The organism is Streptomyces sp. NPDC111802 (genome assembly GCF_055634335.1).
In genome coordinates this window covers 200,761-222,605 of record NZ_JBVKCZ010000005.1, presented here as the reverse complement: position 1 = coordinate 222,605, position 21,845 = coordinate 200,761, and the positions used below count along the sequence as shown (strand labels likewise).

At 70.1% G+C, this 21,845-nt stretch carries 22 protein-coding genes and 1 pseudogene; 5 read left to right on the top strand and 18 right to left on the bottom strand.

The window, feature by feature from the left end; translation table 11 throughout:
• Positions 1–19: 19 nt before the first annotated feature.
• The 5 genes from ACZ7NC_RS07275 to ACZ7NC_RS07255 all read right to left on the bottom strand — a co-directional run bounded on the left by ACZ7NC_RS07275 (position 20) and on the right by ACZ7NC_RS07255 (position 4,076).
• Positions 20–433: a (R)-mandelonitrile lyase gene (locus tag ACZ7NC_RS07275; protein WP_471485676.1), complete on the bottom strand. Its 414-nt coding sequence runs from the start codon at positions 431–433 to the stop codon at positions 20–22.
• A 34-nt stretch (positions 434–467) separates the two neighbouring features.
• A complete protein-coding gene (locus ACZ7NC_RS07270; RefSeq protein ID WP_471485674.1) occupies positions 468–1,721 on the bottom strand; it encodes an MFS transporter in 1,254 nt (417 codons plus the stop codon).
• 61 nt (positions 1,722–1,782) lie between these two features.
• Positions 1,783–2,133 (bottom strand): cyclophilin-like fold protein, encoded by a 351-nt coding sequence (locus ACZ7NC_RS07265; protein WP_471485672.1) that lies wholly within the window; start codon positions 2,131–2,133, stop codon positions 1,783–1,785.
• 187 nt (positions 2,134–2,320) lie between these two features.
• Positions 2,321–2,986, bottom strand: coding sequence for an SDR family NAD(P)-dependent oxidoreductase (locus ACZ7NC_RS07260; protein WP_471485670.1), 666 nt, complete (start codon positions 2,984–2,986; stop codon positions 2,321–2,323).
• 73 nt (positions 2,987–3,059) lie between these two features.
• On the bottom strand, positions 3,060–4,076 hold the full coding sequence (locus tag ACZ7NC_RS07255) for a zinc-dependent alcohol dehydrogenase family protein (protein ID WP_471485668.1): 1,017 nt from the start codon (positions 4,074–4,076) through the stop codon (positions 3,060–3,062).
• A gap of 183 nt (positions 4,077–4,259) precedes the next feature.
• Here ACZ7NC_RS07255 and ACZ7NC_RS07250 point away from each other — a divergent pair, with 183 nt between their 5' ends.
• Both ACZ7NC_RS07250 and ACZ7NC_RS07245 read left to right on the top strand, forming a co-directional pair.
• Positions 4,260–5,132, top strand: coding sequence for a helix-turn-helix domain-containing protein (locus tag ACZ7NC_RS07250; protein ID WP_471485666.1), 873 nt, complete (start codon positions 4,260–4,262; stop codon positions 5,130–5,132).
• The gene (locus ACZ7NC_RS07245) at positions 5,129–6,001 is read left to right on the top strand and encodes a helix-turn-helix domain-containing protein (RefSeq protein ID WP_471485664.1); all 873 of its coding nucleotides are present in this window, start codon (positions 5,129–5,131) and stop codon (positions 5,999–6,001) included. The genes ACZ7NC_RS07250 and ACZ7NC_RS07245 overlap by 4 nt, the downstream gene beginning before the upstream one ends.
• Positions 6,002–6,079: 78 nt before the next feature.
• Here ACZ7NC_RS07245 and ACZ7NC_RS07240 read toward each other — a convergent pair whose 3' ends face one another.
• From ACZ7NC_RS07240 to ACZ7NC_RS07215, 6 genes are all read right to left on the bottom strand, one after another.
• Positions 6,080–7,213: an XdhC family protein gene (locus tag ACZ7NC_RS07240; RefSeq protein WP_471485662.1), complete on the bottom strand. Its 1,134-nt coding sequence runs from the start codon at positions 7,211–7,213 to the stop codon at positions 6,080–6,082.
• A gap of 164 nt (positions 7,214–7,377) precedes the next feature.
• On the bottom strand, positions 7,378–9,573 hold the full coding sequence (locus tag ACZ7NC_RS07235) for a xanthine dehydrogenase family protein molybdopterin-binding subunit (RefSeq protein ID WP_471485660.1): 2,196 nt from the start codon (positions 9,571–9,573) through the stop codon (positions 7,378–7,380).
• Positions 9,570–10,550 carry an FAD binding domain-containing protein gene (locus tag ACZ7NC_RS07230; RefSeq protein WP_471485658.1) on the bottom strand — a complete coding sequence of 327 codons (981 nt, stop codon included), beginning with the start codon at positions 10,548–10,550 and terminating at the stop codon, positions 9,570–9,572. Before ACZ7NC_RS07230 ends, ACZ7NC_RS07235 begins: the two co-directional genes overlap by 4 nt.
• A gap of 12 nt (positions 10,551–10,562) precedes the next feature.
• Positions 10,563–11,213: a (2Fe-2S)-binding protein gene (locus ACZ7NC_RS07225; RefSeq protein ID WP_471485656.1), complete on the bottom strand. Its 651-nt coding sequence runs from the start codon at positions 11,211–11,213 to the stop codon at positions 10,563–10,565.
• Between the two features lie 340 nt (positions 11,214–11,553).
• Positions 11,554–11,763: a hypothetical protein gene (locus ACZ7NC_RS07220; protein ID WP_471485655.1), complete on the bottom strand. Its 210-nt coding sequence runs from the start codon at positions 11,761–11,763 to the stop codon at positions 11,554–11,556.
• Positions 11,764–12,181: 418 nt separating this feature from the next.
• Positions 12,182–12,913: a helix-turn-helix domain-containing protein gene (locus ACZ7NC_RS07215; protein ID WP_471485653.1), complete on the bottom strand. Its 732-nt coding sequence runs from the start codon at positions 12,911–12,913 to the stop codon at positions 12,182–12,184.
• A 79-nt stretch (positions 12,914–12,992) separates the two neighbouring features.
• Here ACZ7NC_RS07215 and ACZ7NC_RS07210 point away from each other — a divergent pair, with 79 nt between their 5' ends.
• Positions 12,993–13,904, top strand: a complete 912-nt coding sequence (locus ACZ7NC_RS07210; protein WP_471485651.1) for a LysR substrate-binding domain-containing protein — start codon at positions 12,993–12,995, stop codon at positions 13,902–13,904.
• A 49-nt stretch (positions 13,905–13,953) separates the two neighbouring features.
• On the opposite strand, the gene ACZ7NC_RS07205 is transcribed toward ACZ7NC_RS07210, so the two are convergent.
• The 6 genes and pseudogenes from ACZ7NC_RS07205 to ACZ7NC_RS07180 all read right to left on the bottom strand — a co-directional run bounded on the left by ACZ7NC_RS07205 (position 13,954) and on the right by ACZ7NC_RS07180 (position 19,054).
• Positions 13,954–16,614 (bottom strand): RICIN domain-containing protein, encoded by a 2,661-nt coding sequence (locus ACZ7NC_RS07205; protein WP_471485649.1) that lies wholly within the window; start codon positions 16,612–16,614, stop codon positions 13,954–13,956.
• A gap of 172 nt (positions 16,615–16,786) precedes the next feature.
• The gene (locus tag ACZ7NC_RS07200) at positions 16,787–17,086 is read right to left on the bottom strand and encodes a hypothetical protein (RefSeq protein WP_471485647.1); all 300 of its coding nucleotides are present in this window, start codon (positions 17,084–17,086) and stop codon (positions 16,787–16,789) included.
• 83 nt (positions 17,087–17,169) lie between these two features.
• Positions 17,170–17,415 (bottom strand): annotated as a pseudogene (locus ACZ7NC_RS07195) (transposase); the annotation flags it as partial.
• Between the two features lie 76 nt (positions 17,416–17,491).
• Entirely contained in the window at positions 17,492–17,890 is a 399-nt protein-coding gene (locus tag ACZ7NC_RS07190; RefSeq protein WP_471485646.1) for a hypothetical protein, read from the bottom strand.
• Positions 17,891–17,912: 22 nt separating this feature from the next.
• The gene (locus ACZ7NC_RS07185; protein ID WP_471485645.1) at positions 17,913–18,374 is read right to left on the bottom strand and encodes an SgcJ/EcaC family oxidoreductase; all 462 of its coding nucleotides are present in this window, start codon (positions 18,372–18,374) and stop codon (positions 17,913–17,915) included.
• Positions 18,374–19,054 (bottom strand): SgcJ/EcaC family oxidoreductase, encoded by a 681-nt coding sequence (locus tag ACZ7NC_RS07180; protein WP_471485644.1) that lies wholly within the window; start codon positions 19,052–19,054, stop codon positions 18,374–18,376. The genes ACZ7NC_RS07185 and ACZ7NC_RS07180 overlap by 1 nt, the downstream gene beginning before the upstream one ends.
• Positions 19,055–19,159: 105 nt before the next feature.
• On the opposite strand from ACZ7NC_RS07180, the gene ACZ7NC_RS07175 reads away from it, so the two are divergent.
• Both ACZ7NC_RS07175 and ACZ7NC_RS07170 read left to right on the top strand, forming a co-directional pair.
• Positions 19,160–19,600, top strand: a complete 441-nt coding sequence (locus ACZ7NC_RS07175; RefSeq protein WP_471485643.1) for a MarR family winged helix-turn-helix transcriptional regulator — start codon at positions 19,160–19,162, stop codon at positions 19,598–19,600.
• A gap of 196 nt (positions 19,601–19,796) precedes the next feature.
• The gene (locus ACZ7NC_RS07170; RefSeq protein ID WP_471485642.1) at positions 19,797–20,363 is read left to right on the top strand and encodes a hypothetical protein; all 567 of its coding nucleotides are present in this window, start codon (positions 19,797–19,799) and stop codon (positions 20,361–20,363) included.
• Between the two features lie 119 nt (positions 20,364–20,482).
• Here the strand turns inward: ACZ7NC_RS07170 and ACZ7NC_RS07165 are convergent, their stop codons facing one another.
• Positions 20,483–21,643 (bottom strand): lactonase family protein, encoded by a 1,161-nt coding sequence (locus tag ACZ7NC_RS07165; protein WP_471485640.1) that lies wholly within the window; start codon positions 21,641–21,643, stop codon positions 20,483–20,485.
• Between the last annotated feature and the right edge of the window lie 202 nt (positions 21,644–21,845).

Here is a 21,845-nt window from a genome sequence, read left to right as displayed (position 1 = left end):
AGGGCCCTTGCCCTCCGGATCAGACCGGCCGGCCGTTGTACTGCTCCTCCGTGACGTGCTCGCCCCATTCGGTCTCCGGGCCTCGCCGGCCTTCGGCGAGGCTGTCCCAGATGGCCAGGTGGGTCATGAAGTGATCGGGGGCGGCACCGTGCCAGTGCCAGACGTCGGCCGGGCACCAGACGGTGTCGCCGGGCCGGACGACGACGATTTCGCCGCCACGGACCTGGGTCAGGCCGACGCCTTCGGTCACGTGCAGCAGCTGGCCGTTGGCGTGCCGGTGCCAGGCGGTGCGGGCGCCGGGGGCGAAGTGCACCGAGTTGCAGCGGCCCTGCTGCGGGCCGCCGGGCGGGGCGATGACGTCGAACCAGACGTCGCCGGTGAACCACTCGGCCGGGCCCTTGGCGGTCTCGGGCTTCTTGAGGATCTCTGACATGTGTGTGCTCCGAGGATGTGCGGTGTAGGGGAATTCAGTGCGCGTTCACGGTCGGCGTCTCCTCCGTGCGGTGACCGTTGGAGTCGGTGCGCTGGGCGACGATCCGTGCCGGGCGGGCCGGGCCGCCGAGCGCGAGGGCGATGAGCGGAAGGAGAGTCAGGGCCGTGGAGACGACGCCGACCAGCGGCGGTCCGGTCAGGCCGAGGGAGGAGTCCAGGGCCCGTCCGGCGAGCGCGGAGCCGGCCGCGATGCCGGTGTTGTAGGCGGAGGTGGTCAGGGCCGAGGTGAGGGTGGGGGCGTCGCCGGCGAAGCGGACGGCGAGCGAGGTGACGACCGGGTTGACGGTGAACCCGGTCAGCGCCATCACAAAGACCAGGACGACGGCCGCCACCGGCCTGGTCGACAGCGGGATCATCACCAGCAGCGTGAGAGCGGTCGCCGCGGCAGCGGTGATCGTCGTGGCCATGGGGGAGCGGTCGCCGAGACGGCCGCCGATGGCGGTACCGCCCAGGGCGCCGATGCCGAAGGCGATCAGGACCAGCGGCACGACACCGGCCGCGATGCCGGCGCGGTCGGTCAGCAGCGGGGTGATGTAGGTGTACGTGGCCAGGACACCGCCCATGATCAGCACCGCGGCGGCGAGCGCCAGCCACAGCCGGCCCTGCCGCAGCGCACCGACCTCGGCACGCACGGAAACCTGGCCCTGCTGCTCCATCCGGGGGATGAAGCGCCCGACGAACGCGGCGGCCAGGGCCGCCAGGACGGCCAGGGCCCAGAACGGGCCGCGCCAGCCGGTGACCTGACCTGCCAGTGAGCCGATCGGCACGCCGACCACGTTGGCCAGGGTCAGGCCGCCCATCATGACGCCGACCGCTCGGGTCGAGTGGGCGGGGCCCGCGGCGGCGGTGGCGATGACGAATCCGACGGCCCAGAACGCTCCGGTGGCCAGGGCGGTGACCACCCGGGCGGCGAGCACGACGGCGAAGGAGGTGCTCAGCGCGGCGACGACGTGGCCGAGCGCGAAGACGGCCAGGGCCATCACCAGCGTCCGGCGCCGCGGCAGGCGCAGGGTGGCCAGGGCCATGGTCGGCCCGCCGATGATCATGCCGATGGCGAAGGCCGTGATCAGCAGGCCGGCGTGGGAGACGCTGACGCCGAGGTCGGAGGCCATCTCCGGGAGCAGTCCGGCGATGACGAACTCGGTGGTCCCCATCAGGAACGTGCCGGCGGCGAGCACCCAGACGACAAAGGGCAGCTTGCCGGGGGTGGTTCCGGAGGCGGTGGGCATGCGGGTGGTCCTTGTTCGATGAGATACGGGGTTCGGGCGGGGCAGCGACGGAACGGGCCGCTCAGCGGGCGGCTTCGACGGTCACCTTGGAGGCGGTGGTCAGCCGGTCGATGTCACGGTCGTCGGCGAGGTGGCCGAGGATGACGATGCCGTCGGCGTAGGGGACATCGCGGTAGTACAGGACCAGCTGGCCCCAAGGCGCGTAGTAGCCGAGGTCACCGGCCTTCGGGGCGGCTCCCTCCGGAGCACCGGAGGTGGACAGCCGGCGAGGAAGATCGACGATCTTCTCGGCCTGGTGGAAGTCCTCCAGGTCCAGCGTGAGCGGGATGAGGGCCGCGAAGTCGCGAGCGGTCGCGCTGTCATTGAGGGTGGCGGCGACCGGGTGGCCGTCGACGGTGAGGCGAATGTCCATGGCCGTGGCCTTCCCTGAGGTCCTGGTGGGCGTGGGGGCTGACGCCGAGGCCACCGAGGTGGCTGACGGCGCGGAGGACGACGACGTCCCACCGGCGCAGGCGGTCACGGCCAGCAGTACAGCGGCGGCCGGTGCGGCGCGGAGCAGAGTCCGTCGAGGTGTGGAGGGCATGGCACGGGCCGTCCCATCACTGGGGCATGGGTTCGGCGTAGTGCCGGAACCCGTCGCGTTCGGTGTGCAGCGCGTAGAGGCGTTCGGCCAGGACGGCGGGGCTGGAGTGCTCGGCATCGGGGCGGATCGCACCGGGGATGATCAGTTGGGCGGCGTGAATGTTCTCCGTGGCGAGCGCGTCGTGCAGCATGGCCGCGTACGCGCTCTCGGCGGCGAACGCGATCGAGGTGCCGGCCCGCTCGGGGTGGGGGCGCACCGCGCTGCCGCCGTTGACGAACAGCAGGGTGCCGCGACCCAGGGCCCGCATGCCGGGCAGGACCGTGTTCACGCAGGTGACCGGGCCCTTGACGGAGAAGGCCAGCGGGTCGTCCAGATCGGTGGCGGTCGTGTCCAGGACCGGCTTCATGAAGTCGCCGCGGGGCACCGGGCTGTACTGCAGGATCTCGATCGGGCCCAGCTCGTCGGCGGCCGTCTCAAGGGCCGTGGTGAGTGTGGCGGCCTCCAGGACGTCGGCGGTGTAGCCGCGGGCCTGAATCCCGTCCTCGTGCAGCGTGCCGGCGAGGTGGTCGAGACGGTCGGCGTCGCGCGCGACGAGCGCGACGCTGTGCCCCGCCTCGCCGAAGCGGTGGGCGGTGGCCAGGCCCAGGCCGGGGCCGGCACCGACGAGAGCGAACGTGGTCATGGCGAATCCTTCGGGGGAGCGAACCGAGGGCGCGTGGTGAGGCGCCGCCCCGTGTGCGGTGGGGTCTGCGGGGTCAGGGCTTCAGGAGGCTCTTGATGGCGCGGCGCTCGTCCATCGCCTTGTAGCCCTCGGCGACCTGGTCCAGAGGCAGAGTGAGGTCGAAGACCTTGCCCGGGTTGATCCGGCCGGTCAGGACCCGGTCGATCAGGTCGGGCAGGTAGCGGCGCACGGGGGCGGGGCCGCCGCGCAGGCCGACGTGGGAGAAGAACAGCTCCTCGCCGTCGATCGCCACCTCGTGCGGGACGCCTACGAAGCCGACGTTGCCGCCGGGCCGGGCGCAGTGCAGGGCCTGACGCATGGCCTCGGGCGTGCCGACGCACTCCAGGACCGAGTCGGCGCCGATGCCGCCGGTGAGGTCTTTGACGCGGGCGATGCCCTCGTCGCCGCGTTCACTGATGATGTCCGTGGCACCGAACTCCACGGCCAGCCGCTGCCGGGATTCATGGCGGCTCATGGCGATGATCCGCTCGGCGCCCAGTTCCTTCGCCGCGATGACACCGCACAGGCCGACCGCCCCGTCGCCGACGACGACGGCGGTGGAGCCGGGCTTCACCTCGGCGGCGAGGGCGGCGTACCAGCCGGTGCCCATCACGTCGGAGACGGCGAGCAGGCTGGGCACCAGTTCGCCGGAAGGGTGCTCGTCGGTGGCGACCAGGGTGCCGTGAGCGTTGGGGATGCGGACGTAGTCGGCCTGGCAGGTGCTCATGAACTCGCGGTTCAGACAGCTGGACTGCCAGCCGTTACGGCAGTTCGCACACGTGTTGTCCGAGGTGGCGAACGAGCCGACCACGAACTGGCCCGGCTTGACGTGGGTGACCCCGCTGCCGACCTCCTCGACGATGCCGACGTACTCGTGCCCCATCGGATGGGGCTCGTCCACCGGTTCAGCGCCGCGGTAGGGCCACAAATCCGAACCGCACACGCAGGTGGCGACCGTGCGGATGACGGCGTCGGTCGGCCGGCTGATCTTCGGGTCGTCCAGGTTCTCGAAGCGCACGTCGCCGGGGGCGTGAATGACTGCTCCGCGCATGATGGGGGCTTCCTTCGGTACGAGGGTCTGAATCCGCAGCCGGGAATCGGGACGGCTGCTCGAAATCGAGACTCACACGCGAGGGCGGGCGCGAAAAGCGGAGGAATCTATCCGGGGAGAGGAACATCCAGGGAGGAAATTCTCCCCCCTTCCTCCCGTGCGATCGATGTAATGCTGGGAAGCATGACCAGCGATGTCACCCTGAATGAACTGGGAGAATTCCTCAAGAAGCGCCGCTCAAGGCTGAGCCCGCGCACGGTCGGACTCCCTTCGACCAGCCGGCCCCGCCGGGTCGAAGGACTGCGCCGCGAGGAGGTCGCCCAGCTCGCCGGCATCAGCACGGACTATTACACCCGGCTCGAGCAGGGCCGTATGCAGGCGTCCGCTCCCGTGCTGGACACCATCGCCCGCGTACTGCACCTGGACGACGACGAGCGGGGCTATCTGTTCCAGCTCGCGGGCAGGACCACCGTCCGCACGCGGCGGCGTGGCAGGCAGAAGGTGCAGCCGCAATTGCAGCGGGTGCTGGAGGACCTCATCTCCGTACCCGCCCTGGTCCAGGGACGGCGCGGTGACATTCTGGCGTGGAACGGGCTGGCGGCCGCGCTGGTCACTGATTTCTCCCGTATTCCGGAGAAGCAGCGCAACTACCCGCGGCTCATCTTCGCCGACCCGGCGCTGCGCGGCCTTTACGCCGACTGGGAGACGGCTGCACAGGTCACCGTGGCGCAGCTGCGGATGGAGGCGGCGAAGTATCCCGAGGACCCGCGTCTGATCGCGCTGGTCGGTGAACTGTCCATGCGCGACCAGCAGTTCGCCCAGTGGTGGGGCGACCACCGCGTCGCCGCCCGCACCGTGGGCACGAAGACCCTGATCCATCCGGTCGTGGGCGAGATGACCCTCGACTGCGACACGCTCACCGCCAGCACCGACCCCGACCAGTACATGACGGTCTGGACCGCTGCCCCGGGGTCCCCCGCGCACGACAGGCTGCGCATCCTCGCCTCCTGGGCCGCCGACCAGAACCTATCGGCCTCGTCAGGATGGGAAGCATGACCGGCAACGTTCCTCTCAATGAGCTGGGCGAGTTCCTCAAGAAGCGCCGTTCGGAGCTGAGTCCGCGCACGGTCGGGCTGCCGGAGACGGGCGGGCCCCGCCGGGTGGCCGGGCTGCGCCGTGAGGAGGTCGCCCAGCTCGCCTCGATCAGCACGGACTACTACACCCGTCTTGAGCAGGGCCGTATGCAGGCGTCCGCTCCCGTGCTGGACACCATCGCCCGCGTACTGCACCTGGACGACGACGAGCGGGGCTATCTGTTCCAGCTCGCGGGCAAGACCACCGTCCGCACCACCCGGCGCCACGGCAGGCAGAAGGTCCAGCCGCAGCTGCAACGCGTGCTGGACGACCTCACCGCCACCCCGGCCATCGTGCAGGGGCGACGCGGTGACATTCTCGCGTGGAACGGGCTGGCGGCCGCGCTGATCACTGATTTCTCCCGCATTCCGGAGAAGCACCGCAACTACCCGCGGCTCATCTTCACCGATCCGGCGATGCGCAGCCTGTACGCCGATTGGGAGGGCTCGGCGCGGATCGCCGTGGCGCAGGTGCGGATGGAGGCGGCGAAGTATCCAGAGGACCCGCGTCTGATCGCGCTGGTCGGTGAACTGTCCACGCACGACAAGCAGTTCGCCCAGTGGTGGGGCGATCACAAGGTGGCCGCCCGCACCGTGGGCACCAAGACGCTCCATCATCCGGTCGTCGGCGAGCTCGTCCTGGACTGGGACACTCTCACCGCCAACACCGATCCCGACCAGCATCTGACCGTCTGGACCGGCGCCCCCGGTTCGCTCACCCATGAGCGGCTGCGCATCCTCGCTTCCTGGGCCGCCGAGCAGAACATGTCGCCCTCGTCCTCCCTCCGCTGACCGAGCGCCGCGTCAGCCAATGCCCTGGGTGGCGTACCCGATCGACCAGCGGAGGTCCTGCTTGCCTCAGCGGTGAGGTCAGGGCGACGCCCCCTGAAGCGGCCGGTGGATCGGTCCGGTGGCCTGGGACAGGGGCAGGCCCGTGCCCCGGTTGGTGTGGGCGATGATCTCCGCGGTGATGGAGACGGCCGTCTCCTCGGGGGTGCGGGCGCCGAGGTCGAGGCCGATCGGTGAGTGCAGGCGGGCGAGTTGGGCTTCGGAAACGTCGGTCTCGCTCAGCAGGCGCAGGCGTTCGTCGTGGGTGCGCCGGGAGCCCATCGCGCCGACATAGCCCACCGGCAGGTCGAGGGCGAGCCGCAGCAGCGGGATGTCGAATTTGGCGTCGTGGGTGAGGACGCAGACGGCGGTGCGAGAGTCCACGCCCGTCCGTGACAGGTAACGGTGGGGCCAGTCGACCACGACCTCGTCGGCGTACGGGAAGCGGGCGGGCGTGGCGAAGACGGGGCGGGCATCGCACACGGTGACCCGGTAGCCGAGGAAGTGGCCGGCCCGGCTGAGTGCGGCGGCGAAGTCGACGGCGCCGAAGATCAGCAGGCGGGGGCGGGACGCGTGGACGTGGACGAGGACGGTCATCGGTTCGGGGCAGCCGTCCCCGTTCCCGTTCCCGCCGACCGTGACACGGGTGGTACGCCCGGCCCGCAGCAGGGCCCGTGCCTCCTCGGCCACCAGCTTGTCCGTCGGACCGCTGTTCAGGGTGCCGTAGGCGACGCCACCGTCGGCGAGGACGCTCAGGGTGGAGCCGATGAGGTCGCGGGGGCCGGCCACGACCTGGGCCATGGCGGTGGGCCGGCCCTGGACGACGTCGGCGAGGGCGGCGGCCAGGTGCGGCTGGACCGTGGGATCGATGCGTTGGACGAGTACGTCGAGTTCGCCGCCGCAGGTCAGGCCGACGGCGAAGGCGTCGTCGTCGGAGTAGCCGAACGAAGCACGCCGGGGGGCGCTGCGACCGCTGAGCACCTGTTGGCACAGTTCGTAGACCGCTCCCTCGACGCAGCCGCCGGAGATGCTGCCGACCGCGCCGCCGTCCTCGTCCACGGCGACCGACGTACCGACCGGCAGCGGTGCGCTGCCGCGGACGTCGACGACGGTGGCCAGGGCGAAGGGGCGTGCCTCGCGGCACCAACGGTGCAGTGTCTCCGCGATGTTCAGCATGAGCGGGTCCTTTGAGCGGGTCCTTCGTGCAAGGGATTTCGTGCAAGGGATGGGGCCGCCACCGCGCCTCGGGGGAGCGTCATCGCGCGGTGGCGGCCCTGGAAGGTCCGGCAGCCGGACGGGGACCGACTGCCGGACGAGGAAGGAGTGCCCGGGCGCTCGGGTCAGAGCAACGCCTCGGCTGTGATGGGGAGTTCGCGGACCCGTCGGCCGGTGGCGTTGAAGACCGCGTTGCCGATCGCGGCCGCCACACCCACCTGGACGACTTCGCCGAGCCCCTTCACACCGAGCGCGTTGCCGTCGTTGTCCTCGCCGTCCAGGTAGATCGCCCGGACCTGGGGGACATCGGCGTTCACGGGCACGAGGTAGTCGGCGAGGTTGGCGTTGACGATCCGCCCGTCACGGTGGTCGGTGACCGTGTGCTCCAGCAGAGCCGTGCCGATGCCGCCCACGATGCCGCCGAACGCCTGGCTCTCGGCCAGCTTCGGGCTGATGATCCGGCCCGCGTCGTACACGCCGAGCATCCGCTGCACCCGCACCAGACCCAGGGCCGCGTCCACGGCGACCTCGGCGAAGGTGGCGTTGTAGGCGTGGTAGGAGTGCCGCGCGGGACTCGGCGCTCCGTTGTAGGAGCCGTGCGCTGCCAGGTGGGAGCGGTCGTTGCGGGCCAGCAGGCTGCGGTACGTCTCACCGCGCGGCGTGTTGCCCTGCACGTGCAGCCGGCCGCCGCGCACGACCACGTCGTCCGGGTCCACTCCGTACAGTGGCGACCGGCGGTCCTCGACGGCCAGCTTGATCGCCTGCTGACGCACCTTGTCGCAAGCGTCGACGACGGCGGTGCCGACGCTGGCCATGGTCGCCGAGCCGCCGTGCGGCGAGGTCCGCGGATACCGGGAGTCCCCCAGCCGGAAGGTGACCGTACGCATGGTCAGACCGAGGGCGTCCGCGGCGACCTGCGTCTGCGAGGTGTACGTGCCCGGCCCCATGTCACTCGTGGCCGCCTCGACCACAGCGGTGCCGTCGGCATCCAGCCGCACCCGGGCCTCCGCGGGAAAACGCCCGGGGTCGTACACACCGGCGGCCATACCCATGCCGATCAGCCAGTCGCCCTCGCGCCGGGCGCGCGGCCGGGACGAACGACGCTGCCAGCCGAACTCGCGGGCGCCGACGGCGTAGCACTCACGCAGCCGTCGGGTGGAGAACGGCAGGTTGCTCGACTCGTCCTCGCTCGGCTCGTTGCGCCGGCGCAGCTCGATGGGGTCGATGCCGAGTTCGTGAGCGAGCTCGTCCATGGCCGACTCAATCACGAACGACGCCGAGGCGAAGCCGGGGCCGCGCATCCAGATCGGGGTGTTCACATCCAGGGGCACCGTCCGGTACACCTGGCTCACGTTCGGCATGCTGTAGAGCATCTGCCCGGCACCCATGACCGCCTCGGTGAACGTCTCGTACGAGGACGTCTCGGCGTCGATGTCATGGATCGCGGCGGTCAGCCGGCCGCGCCGGTCGCTGCCGAGGCGCAGCCGGTACTCGTACGACGGCCGGAAGCCGGTCCCGAAGTACATCTGCCTGCGGCTCAGCACCAGCTTGACCGGACGGCCCGTCTCCCGCGCGGCCAGGGCGGCGACGGTCGTGTGGGGCCAGCAGCGCAGTCCGCTGCCGAAGCCCCCGCCGACGAACGGGTTGATGACGCGCACCGCGTCCGCGGGCAGATCGAACACGGCGGCGAGCTCGTCGTGCGTGCCCATCACCCACTGGGTCTTGTCCCACACCGTGAGCCTGTCGCCGTCCCAGCGGGCGATGGTGGCGTGCGGCTCCATCGGGTTGTGGTGGTTGCGGGCGAGTTGGTACGTCAGGTCCAGCCGTACGGCGGCGTCGCGCAGGCCGGCTTCCGCGTCGCCGCGCGCGTAGTTCGTCGGCTCGCCCGGCTCGGCGTCATGCAGGTCGGTCGAGGGCTGTTCGGCGTCGTAGCGGACCTTCACCAGGTCGGCGCCGTGCTGGGCTGCCTCCAGAGTGGCGGCCACCACGACGGCGACCGGCTGGCCGTGGAAGAGGACACGGTCGTCCTGGAAGACCCGCAGCCTGCGGCCGGGCGGGTTGTTGGAGCCGGAGTTGTCGCGGTACGGCAGCTTCGGGGCGTTGCGGTGGCTGATCACCCGCAGCACGCCCGGGTGGGCCTCGGCGGCGCCGGTGTCGATGGAGGCGATACGGCCGAGGCCGATGCTCGCGTCGACGATGACGGCGTGCAACGCACCGTCGACGTCGAACTCGACGGCGTACAGCGCCTCGCCGGTGACCTTGAGCCGCCCGTCCACCCTCGACAGGGGCGCACCGACGGCGGCCTGTGGCTGAGGACTCACTTCATACCTCCTACGGTGCGCAGCTGCCGCTCCACGGTCCGGTTCAGAAGCTCGACCTTGAACCGGTTGTGCTGAAGGGGACTGGCGCCGGCGGCCGCGTGCCGGGCGGCCTCGGCCCACAGGCCGTCCGAGGGGCGCTCCCCGATGAGGCCCTGCTCGACGCCGGGCAGCTTCCACGGCACCGTGGCCACACCGCCGACGGCGACCTTCGCCTCCCGGATCACCCCGCCGCGCACATGCAGCGCCACGGCCGCCGACGTCAGGGCGAACTCGTAGGACTGGCGGTCGCGCACCTTCAGATAGCCGGACTTCAGTGGGCGGGGGAGGGCCGGAATCTCCACTGCGGTGATCAACTCACCTTGCCGGAGGGCGTGTTCGCGGTTCGGGGTATCGCCGGGTTTGAGGAGGAAGGAAGCGATGGGGACGCGGCGTTCCCCGTCGGCGCCCAGCAGGTGAACGGTCGTCTCCAGCGCCGCGAAGGCCACGGCGACATCGGAGGGATGGGTGGCCACGCAGGAGTCGGAGGTGCCGAGGATGGCGTGCGTGCGGTTGTGGCCGTGCAGCGCGGCACACCCCGAGCCGGGCGCCCGCTTGTTGCAGTCGGCGGTCACGTCACGGAAGTACGTGCACCGGGTGCGCTGCATGACGTTGCCGCCGATGGTCGCCATGTTCCGCAGCTGCGCCGAAGCGCTCAGTTCCAGCGCCTGGGAGATGACGGGATACAGGGCCCGCACCTTGGGGTGGGCAGCGGCCTCGGCCATCCGCACCAGGGCACCGATGCGCAAGCCACCGCGCTCGGTGACCTTGATATGACGCATCGGCAGGTCACCGATGTCGACCAGGGTCTCGGGACGCTCGACGGTCTCCCGCATCAGGTCGACGAGGGTGGTGCCGCCGGCGATGTAACGGCCGCCGCGGCGGCCCGCGTTGAGGGCTTCACGGGTGTTCGCGGCCTTCGTGAAGGAGAAGGGATGCATGTCAGCGGCTCCTTACTTCCGGCCGGCGGTCTGCTCGACCGCGCGCACGATTTTCACGTAGCAGCCGCAGCGGCAGATGTTGCCGCTCATCCACTCCCGGATCTCCTCGTCGGAGCCGGTGTGGCCTTCCTCGATGCAGCCGACGCCCGACATGATCTGGCCGGGGGTGCAGTAGCCGCACTGGAAGGCGTCCTCATCGATGAACGCCTGCTGCAGCGGGTGCAGTTCGTCGCCGTCGGCCAGGCCCTCGATCGTGGTGACCTCGGCGCCCTCCAGCCGCACCGCCAACGTCAGGCACGAGTTCACCCGCCGCCCGTCGACCAGGACCGTGCACGCCCCGCAGGCCCCGGCGTTGCAGCCCTTCTTGGAGCCAGTCAGCCCGAAGCGCTCGCGCAGCAGATCCAGCAGCGAGGTGCGGTTGTCGATCGTCACCGACCGCCGGTCGCCGTTCACCACCAGGGACACCCGGCTGGAGGGCGACGTATAGGCGGCGGCCACCTCCTCCGGGCCGAGGAGAGATGTCCCTCCGATCACGCCGCCCGCGACGACGGCACCGCCGGCCGCGCCAGTGGTGGCGATGAAGGTGCGCCGACTGAGGTCCGGCGAGGACTCACCGGCTCCGGCGGGGGGTGGAACGGCGGACTCGGGGACTTCATTGGACATGGGTACGCCTTCGCATCGCGGACGGATCACACCGCGCACAGCGGCACGGCAGGAGGCGGGACCGTCGTCGCCGCAGGACCTGGACGACCGTGCGGACCACAGCCGCGGCCGGTCATGCCGGGAGTCTGGCATCGCCGGTGACGCCCGTGGCAGGGAGACTTTTCTCCCCCGATCCTTTTCTCCCCCCAAGGCCTGGCATGGCCGCCTGGCCCAGTGACGCGCCGCGCGTCAGCGCGGCCCCGACCGAGTGTGCACGGCAGGTCGGGTCACCTCGCCGCGCTGTCCGCCCCGCGCCGCGAGTTCGGCATCCGAACCCCTCCGGACCCCGGACCGCCGCCGATCACTCGGTGACCTGGGCCGCCTGCTCGTCCTCCGCCTCGCCGGGGAAGACCAGACGCGCACCGCCGCCGATCACCCCGAAACAGCTCATTATGAGGGCGAAGCGAGCGACCCTCGCGACGCCGTCCCACTCGGTCGAGGGCCCGAGAGCCAACCAGAAAGCGAGCCCCATCGCCGCGATCACCAACACCACGCCACTCAGCCGACGCACGACCCCGCGCTCCATTCCCCACGATCTCCCAACAAACCAGCCGATGACTCTACCGGCCGGTAACTGCCGTGGACGGCAGGCCCGTTGGCGGACTGCCGACGACCCGTCCCACTCACCGCGTCCCGGGTTCAGAAGCGGCCGACCAGGCCCGGGATGCCCCGTCCCGGATGTCGGGTGTCGTCACGGTGTGCAGTCTGCCCTGCCGCACTGACAGCAGCCCACAACGCGCGGCACCGGCCCTCCAGGCCGGCGCGGGCCGGTCCAGTGACCCAGGGCACAGGCTTTGGCCGCGTACGTTGGCCGGCGCTAAGGTGCGCCCGATCCACGGTGATCGCGACTCAGTGCGGCCTACTCACCGCCTCGCGGAACCCCAGCCGTGCGTCGGCTGGGGTTCCTCTCTTTCGTGGACCTTCGCGGGTCACGAAGAGGCGGTCAACGCGTTGACGAGCTGGGCGAATTCGGTACGTTGCCGGTCTGCCAGCGTGGCGTAGAGCGGCGCCTGCAACTCGTCGGTGAGTTGCTCGGCACGCCGCCATCGGGGGATCAGAGTTTCGGCAACGGGATGTGGCTCCTGCCAGCCGTAGTGGATCGCTTGCCCGACGCCGAGGTTGATGACCATTGCCTCGCGGGCGCTCAGCCCACACAGGCGCACCGCCGCCAGATGGCAGGCGCCACGGTGTTCCCGCAGTACGTGTATGCGCTGCATGGCCGCACCGACCGGGTCGTCGGTGGGGCAGGGCTGTGCGCGCCAGCCGGCGAAAAGAGGCAGTGCGACGGCGTCGGCGGCGTCGATCAGCTGCTGCGCCAGGCGGTTGAAGTGGTCCACGTCGACGTGTGCGGGGATATTGGCGTGCCCCCACTTCCGGACGGCATGTGCATACCAGCCGGCGGCTTCCCCCGCCGGCATCACGGGCCGCCCCGCCAGCCAGCCTGCGGCAACCAGACGGGGGCCAAGGAAGCCCTGCACCGCTTGGACCACGTCGACCGATGCCTCACCGAGCACTCCGAACCGGCCGCGGCAGTAGAAGCCGCGCCCTGGGGAGAACCCGGCACGCAGACCCACGGCGGCGGTCGCCTCGTCGGACATGAACTCATCACCGAAGTCGTGGATGGGCCGGGCAACCGCAGCGATGCAGTCGAAGATCTCCATGCGCTGAAGGTCGCTCACCATGACTCAATAGGTCAAGGGGATGATTTCTGATGAAACCCTTTAGGTAATCTATCGAGTCATGCTGGATGTCCGCCGTCTGCACATGCTCAAGACCGTCGCTGCCCGCGGCTCCATCGCCGCGGCCGCCCAGTCGCTGGCGCTGTCCGCCGGTGCCGTGTCCCAGCAGCTGTCCGCGCTGCGGCGCGATGTGGGAGTCGAGCTGCTGCGCCCCGACGGGCGAACCGTGGCACTGACGGAGGCGGGCCGGGTGCTCCTCGAACACGCCGACCGGATCCTCGCCGCCGTACAGGAGGCCGAGAGCGCCGTGGCGGCGGTCAAGGGCACGGTCGGCGCCACCGTCACCCTCGCCGCGTTGCCCTCGACCGTCGCCCGGATCGTGGCCCCCGCACTGACCGCGCTGGGATCGGACCACCCGCAGCTCACCGTGACCTGTCTCGTCACCGACCAGGCGCAATTGCGGGAACTCACGCTCGGCACCGTCGATGTGGTGCTGGGGCAGCGGTATCACCACCTGCCCGATGCCACACCCCAGGGCATCGAGGTATCCCCGTTGCTCGACGATCCGTTGCTCGTCGTCACTGCGGCCGACCAGTTCTCGTACGGCGACGAGCGGCCCGTCACCCTGCGAGAACTGGCAGCGCACAGCCTCGCCGTGCCGCCGCCGACCACCGACTGCGGACAGGCCATCCTGCATGCCTGCCACCAGGCCGGCTTCACACCCACGACGCGCTACATCACCGCCGACATCGCCGCCCAGCTCGCCCTCGCACGGGCCGGCCTCGCCACCGCGCTCGTCCCCCGGACGGCCATCGACCCGACCACACCCGGAATCCGCACGGCATCCATCGAGGATCGCCCGATCCTGCGCCTGCTGTTCGCCGCGACACGTCGCACCGAGACCGCGAACCCGACGACCACGGCCGTCGTCGCAGCGCTGCGCACAGCCGCGCGGGAGAACCGCACCGCTTGATGCCGGGGCCGCAGGCCGTTGTGCCTGCGGCCCCGCTCGGGCGCCTGGGTCAGGACGGGTCGCCGTACTGGAGGCCGCGTCCGTTGGTGCCGACGTAGACGCGGCCGTAGGTGTCGGGGTCGCCGGTGATGACGCCGGTGCCGCCGATGCTGCCCCACTGGTGGGCGTCGTCGTTGACGCGGAGCCAGGTGGCGCCCTTGTCGGTGGAGCGGAAGACTCCGGTGACGTCCTTGACGGTGCCGATCAGGTACAGGGCCTGGTAAGAGGCGCCCGGCGCGGCCTTGCCGAAGCCGAGGGCGGAGGCGGACTTCACCGTCCCGAGCGTGGTGAAGGTGCGGCCGCCGTCGGTGGAGTGCAACAGCCCCTTGCCACCGTCGGCGATCCACAGATCCCCGGCGATGCCGGGGACGGCCGTGAGCCGGCCGGAGGGCAGGTTGGTGGCGCGGGCGGTGAAGGTCGCGCCGCCGTCGGTGCTGGCGTAGAGCGTGCCGCCGGACAGTGAGTAGAAGGTCCTGGCCGAGGAGCGGTCGGCGACGACCACCGCGCCGGTGCCCAGGCCGCTGACCTTCGACCAGCTCGCCCCCTTGTCGGTCGAGCGGTAGGGGGCCTGCCCTTCCTCGGTCCAGACGATGGCGGAGCCGTCCGCCGCGAGCGCGACATGGCCACTGTCGGCGCTGCCCACCGGCTCAGCCTTGAAGCCGCTCCAGCTGCTGCCGCCGTCGGTGGAGTAGGCGCCGTCCTGATCGCCGCCACGGCCGACGCGGACCATCACCGACGGGTTGGACTGGGCGAAGTCGATGTCGGTGCTGGTGATCATCATCGGGTTCTTCAGCCGCCCGGAAGGCACCCTGGTCAGGGAGCTGGAGGAGCTGTAGTGGAAACCGCCGAGGTCACCCATGGAGGAGATGACGGTGGCACCGCCGGGCGGGGCGACCGCGTCCTGCACCGCGGTCTCCTCCAGCCCTCGGGCCCCCACGGTCCAGTGACTGGTGCCACCGCTGTCGGTGGCGCCCGCGTCCTTGCTGCGCCAGATACCGCTGCCGGTGCCGTACAGCACGTGCCCGGAGTCGAAGGGGTCGATGGCCAGGGCGGTCATCCAGTGCCCGACGCCGGTACCGACGTAAGGAGCGGCGGAGGCGTCCCGCTCCGACTTCGAGGACAGTGCCTTCCAGTTCGCGCCGCCGTCGGTGCTCCGGTAGATCTCGTCCTCGGGCCACCAGCGGTCGAGGGTGGTGACCATCACCGTGGACGGCTTCCGCGGGACGACGGCCAGACCGGAGAACCCGTAACTGCCCTGGGACGGCGAGACGTTCTTCCACGCCCCGCCGGCCGGCGTGTACTTCCACACCGAACCCGCGGTCACGCCGTTGGGTCCGACGACGTTGGTGTACGTCAGATACAGCGAGCCGTCACCGGAGAGCACGCCGTGCTGCGGCATCTGGCCGGTGGGCTGCCCGGAGACGGCCTGCCAGGTGCTGCCGCCGCCGGTGGAGCGGTACAGGGAGGTGGACCTGTCGGCGACGCCGACATAGACCGTCTTGCTTCCGACCGGGCCGTACGTCACGAAGGAGATGCCCGCGCCGCTGCTCGCCCCGTCCTTGACCGGGAACGAAGAGACCTGACTCCATGTCACGCCGTGGTCGGTGCTGCGCCACAGGCCGTTCTTACGGGTGCCCAGCAGCAGGGTGCCGTTGTCCGCGGGGTTGATCACCAGCCGCTCGCCCGCCCCGCGGCCGTCCTCGTTGGCGCCCAGCTTGAAGGGCAGATTGGTGCGCTTGAAGGTACGGCCCCGGTCGGTGGAGCGCAGGATCGCGCCGTTGCCCGCCCAGTCGTTGGTGTAGGTGCCCGCCGCGAGATAGAGCCGGTCGGGGTCGACGGGATCGGTGGCCACCGAATCGATGCCCAGCAGGTTCCAGTCCTTCTCGCCGGCCCAGTCGGTCAGCGGGATCCACTGCTCGGCCGCGACGTCCCAGCGGTAGGCGCCGCCCATGTCGGTGCGCGAGTACAGCAGGCCCTTCTCCCGCGGGTTGAACACCAGCCCGGTGACGTAACCGCCGCCCACCACCTGGGCGTTCTTCCACGCATACGGTCCGGCCGCGGCCGTGGTCTGCGCGGCTCCGGTCCCGGACGGCTGGGTCCCGCCGGTCTTCACCAGCTTCCACTGCTGGTTGGTGCTGCCCTTGGCGGGATACTGGACGACTGCCGCGCCCTCGGCCGTGGAGCCTCCCAGGACGTCCAGGACCTGGCCGCTCTTACGGGAGGTGAAGGTGACGGCGTCGGAACCGCTCACATCGTCGATCCGCCACTCCTGGGAGGTGGCGGAGCTGTCGGTCTGCTGCTCAGCGGCAGCCGCCTGGGCGGTCGAACCGCCCGCTATGCCCAGCACTTTGCCGCTGTTGCGGTTCACCAGCTCGTAGTAGCCGTCCCCGGTGGGCTTCAGCTTCCACTGCTGGTTGGCGGTGCTCTGGTCGGTCCACTGCTGGATGCGGGTGCCGTCGGCGGTGGAGAAGCCGTTGACGTCCAGCACCTTGCCGCTGCGCACGGAAACCAGCCGGTAGTAGGCATTGCCGTCGACCGTCGCGGCCTGCGAGTCCTCCTGCGTGAAGAGGAGGTACGGCACGACGATGGCGGGCACACCGAGCAGCAGACCGGTCGCGGTCCAGCGACGGCGATGACGCCCGCGGCGCCCGCCGTTCGTGGGGTTGTTCATGGGGAGGTGTTCTCCTTGCATGCCGTTCACCGGAGGAAAGGGGGATTCAGCCACCCGAAGGGCCGGATCCGACTCCTTGTGGTCACAGCCCACGCAAAGGGTTGCCTTGAGCCGGGAACTTCTTTCAGATCACCTCGTGGTGCGGCAGGCGTTGATCAGCGGCCGGGTGACGCTAGCTGCCGGAGGCCGCGCCTTCGGCATGCTCCACCAGCACATCGGCGATATCCGCCGCCAGCAGGAAGGGCAGGTGCCGGTTCACCTGGTCCTCGTGGTGGCGGTAGCGGGCGAACGGCAGCAGGGGGGCCAGCAGGGCCCACTGGTACTCGGCCTCGACGAACGGCCAGTTCTTCTGCTCGCAGCCCTTGAGGATGGTGCGCAGCTTTGCGATGCACAGCAGCACCCGGCGCACGTCCGGGTCCGCGTCCTCCGGGATGTCCGGCTCCCACATGGCCGTGCCGCGCCGCGACTCCACGAACCAGGAGCGCACCTTGAGGAGTTGCTCATGGCTCCAGGAGAACGTCCGTGACCACAGAGCGGATTCGAGGCGGGCCCGGTTCAGCCGGTGATGGTGAGGTGGTGGAGGCGGACGATGCCGAGCATGGCATGGTGAACGCCGTCGCCTTTCAAGCAGCAATCCCGGAGGATCTTCCAGCTCTTCATCCGGGCGAAGGCGTGCTCGACACGGGCCCTGACCTTGCGGTGCGAGGCGTTGTGTTCTTCTTTCCAGCTCGGGAGTTCGGCCCCGCCGGGGTCACGGTGGTGAGGGATGATCAGACCAGTGCCCCGGCAGCCGCCGTCGCCTTTGACTACCAATGTGGAGTTCAAAGGACCCTTTCCCATTGTGTGAACATGTGACGGCATGTTGCCGTTCCTTTCCTCAAGCGAGGGAAGGTTCCGTGACGGGCTCGTCGCGCGCAGGCTCTGTCGTCCGAGTACGTCGGGACAGAGCGCGGAGGATGTGTCCCAGGTCTGGGTCGTGGCCTAGGGGCGCCAACAGGAGGCTTACGGCGAAGTCCTTGCCCGTGGCACGGATGACGAGGCACTCGCCGTGACGCAGCATGACGGTGGTGCCCATCCCGCTCAGCCGGTAGCCCCAGCCGCCCACTTGCGCCGGTGTGCGCTGCTCGACGCGGGCCGATTCGATGTCCCGGACAGCCCAGCGCCGCTCCGGTCGGCCGAACGGCCCGAAGGATACTTTCAGCCCTTCGTCGCTGACCCGTGCCTGCACTGAGGCGCAGCCCAGGACGAGAACCGAAGCGAGGGCGAACGGCGCCATCAGGCTCAGCGCTTGAATGGTGTCAGTGCGAGGCAGGTCGCGTGGCGGGCTGGAGTCGGAACGAGACGGCTTCCATCAGACACCTGCGCTGCGTCTTCTGGACGGCGGCGATCCGCCAGCGGCCGTCGGACTCGCGGACGACCGTGTAAGTGGCGAGCTTGCCCAGGCGCTTCGGCCTGCGTTTGCCGACGTCGCCGCAGGTGGTGACGACCGCGGTGTCGGCGCCGTAGAAACGGATGTCGTTGATCTCGACGGTCAGTTCGGTGCCCTTGAGGAACCCGTCGAACAGGGCCTGATGGGCGCGGCCGATCTCGCTCCCGCCGCGATAGACGGTGCCGGCGAAGGTCACGTCGGACGCGTCGTGCGTGAAGCACCGGCCGTACGCGGGGCCGTCGCCGTGGTTCCAGGCCGCGCGGCTTTCCTCCAGGAGAGCGCGGATGGCGTGGACGTCCGTTTCGCGTGCGAGGTGGGTGGTGTCGGTCATCACTTCTCGGCCTCCGGCTTGGTGGACGGGTCCCACAGGAACGAGATGCGCTCCATGACGGACTGGCGCTTGGTGTTGTGGAAGGCGGCGATTCGCCAGTCGCGGCCGCTCTGGCGGATCAGCGTGTAGGTCTGCGTCTTGGACAGTTCGCCGGCCTTCTTGGGCGTGCCGGTGTACGTGTCGCCGCGGGTGGTGACGATCGCCGTGTCGGGGCCGTAGAAGCGGATGCCGAGGAAGGAGTCGGCGAGCCTGGTGTTCTTGAGAAAGCCGTCGAACAGGGCGCGATGGGCCGCGGTGATGTCCTTGCGGCCCTGGTAGTGGGTTCCGACGTAGGTGGTGTAGGTGGCGTTGGGGGTGAAGTGCTCGCCGTACGCGGTGGCGTCGCCGCGGCCCCAGGCGTCGGTCATCGAGCGCAGTACGTCGCAGACCGCCCGGTGGTCGTCGGCCGTCGCGGCTCCGGCGGAGGTCGGGGTGATGTCCGAGGTCACCAGGGTGCAGTCGCTCTGGCCGAGGTTGTGTATGTCGGAGGTGGCGTCCAGCCACAGGTAGGCGGATCCGGCGGCGACGGTCAGGGCCAGCGCGGTCGCGCCCAGGACCCGTTTGACGGTACGGCGGCGGGAGCGGCGGGGCGGGGTGGGGGTGATAGTCGGCTCGGGTGGTGCGACGGTGGCGGTGCTCATGATGTTCCCCCTCGTGGTAACTTCACAGGAGAAGTTACTTCGTCGCAGATTTATCTTCCTTGAGGAAGAGATTAGGGAGCGGAGAAGCCTGTGTCAACGTCGCCCATGCGATCCGACGCGAGCCAGGTCTATCGCCGGTACTTGAGTGCCGTGATGCTGCACGGCCACGCGAGTGCCAGAGCGTGCGGACTTGGCGCCACTGACCTTTACGCGCTGAACATCCTCCAGTTGTCAGGGGCGATGACTCCCGGCGAACTGGCCGAGCGCACAGGCCTGACGACGGGGCCCACCACTCGCCTGATCGACCGGCTGGAGCAGGCGGGCTACGTCCACCGCGTCCCCGATGTCGAAGACCGGCGCAAGATCATCGTCGAACCGGTCGGAAAGCCCCTCGAACTTGATCGGGTGATGACCCCCGCGCGGCAGAGCATCGGCGAGATCCTCGGCGGCTGCACGCCGGAGCAACTCGATGCCCTCTTCGACTACTTCACCCGTGCCGCCCAGGCTTACCAGGAAGCCGCCGAGCAACTGCGCGACGACAGCTGATCGGTGCCAGGACTTTGACATCTGTCGCCTTGATCCCTCGGTAGACGGATGCCTGCCGTGGTCGACCGGCGCCCGGAACGGGGCGCATCCTCCTCGGAGGGCTGCGTAGAGTACCTGCGGTCATCGATTGGAGAAGGCGTTGGACGCGGTCGAGTTCCCTCTCAGCGCTCGGGTGCGTGGGGCCCGGCGATGGCTCGTGGCCACGAGCGTCGCGGGTGCCGTACTCGTGGGAGCCGCCGTGGCGTCCGTGGTCGCCGACGCCTCCGGCTCGGTGTCGGTGCCGCGGGCGATCCAGGCGGGTTCGGTGCTGGTGACGCTCTTCGTGCTGCCCGTCGCATGGGTGGGAGTGCACGCGGTGTGGGCGCTGCGCGGCCGGTCCGAGCTGTTCCTCGCCGCCGGAATGCACCCGGGGCGGCGGCCCACCGACCGGCAGATGGTCGACCACCTGCGCGACGAGCACCCGCTCACGCCACTGTGGTGGATGGTTTCCGTCCTCAGCGGTCTCGGCGCGCTCTGCCTCGGGGTGGCGCTTCCGTTCGCCCTGGCGGACGGCGCCGTACTCGCAGGTGTACTCCTCGGGACCGGGTTCGCCGTGTCCTTGGCCGCCCTGTCCCTGGCCGTGTCCGGTATCCGCCGCGCTGCCCGCCAGGGCTCGGAGGACCGAAGGCGGCGTGCCGAGCTGTGGTCCCTGCCCACCGCCGTCGAACGCCGGCTCACGATCCCCCTCCTGGGCGCCGGCGACGGGGCACACCTGGGCGTCTGAACACACGGCCCGCGCTGACCTTGAAGCACGGGTGCCCCACCGAATCCCGGCAGGGCAGCCGTCCCCTGGGCCTCCGTTTTGTGTATGTGCTCTCGACTGTCTGCTGTCTGCCCGGGGTGTCACATCGCGGCGATGCCCTCCATACCGGACTCGTCGAACGCGGGCAGGCCCTCGGCGGTGGTGACCTTGGTGAGGGATCCGTTCTTCTCGACGCGGAAGCCGTCGACCGTCCCGGAGGCGGCGTTCTGGACGTAGACGAACTTCGCGTCCTTGGTCACGGCGATGTCGATCACACCCTGCGATTTCGCGGAGGGCGGGGTGGCGAGGCCGACCTCGTTGGTGAGGGCGAGCCGTCCGTGCTTGTCCATGCGGTACCCGGTGACGGTGGAGTTGCCGGTGTTGCCGCCGTAGAAGTGGTCGCCCGCGCGTTCCAGCCAGCACAGGACCTCCTGGCCGTTCGCAAGCGGCTTCTGAAGGACCTTCAGCTTGCCGTTCTGCCGGACCTGGTAGGTGGTCACCGTGGACCTCTCGGCCTCGGCGACCAGCATCCGCCCGCCGGACCTGTCGAAGCTGATCGCGAACGGCACGTTGCCGGCAGACTTGTTGACGACCGGCTCGGCGACGGCCGGCACGCCGTTCCTCTTCAGCGGGAAGACCTCGATGGTGTTGCTTCCCTTGGTGGTGATCACCAGGTTGCGGCTGTCCGGGGTGATCTCGACCTCGCCGGGCGAGGTGTCGAACCGAGGTACGGCCTCGTTGGCCAAGCCGAGGGAGCGGAAAGACCCCCGTATCGGCACGAGCCCCTTCTTGGTGATCCGGAAGCCCTGGACGCTGCCCTTGCCGCCCGCGTTCATGACGTACGCGATTTTGCCGCGCACCGCGATGCTGGACGGGAAGTCGCCGCCAGTGTCCATTATTTGACGACGGCCAAGCTTCGTTCCGTCGGCATGGAAGGCGGTCAGTGTGCCGCTGCCCGCGTTGACCGCCAGCAGCATCTCGGAGGCGTCGTCGTAGACGAGGGACCCCTGGGAGGCGAGGGAGTCCGTGGGGGCGTCGACCTGGTCGCCGCCCCTGCCGCCCGTCGCGTAACTGCCCGCGGGTTTCAGCTTGCCCTGGCCGTCCCGTGCGAAGACGTGGATGGTGTTGCCGTTCAGTTCGTTGCCCTGCACGAAGACGGCACGATCGGCTCCCGCTCCGGACGCCCCGTACTGGCCGGCCGAGGCCAGGGACACGGCCACGGTGGCGGCCGCGACGGTGGCCAGAGCGCCTCCGCCGATCATGATCCGCCGCGTCCTGGACCGTGCCCGGTGACCGCGGCGTCCCCCGGCCTTCGGACTTGGACGGTGCTCACTGCGCTCGCCGTACATGTTCACGTGCCACTCCTTCATTCCTCGTCGTGCCTGTGCGTCCGCGTGGAGGTCGGACAGGACGAGCGTGGCCGGTGGTGGCAGTGAGGCAGGTGGGGAATGGGGGCCACGTCAG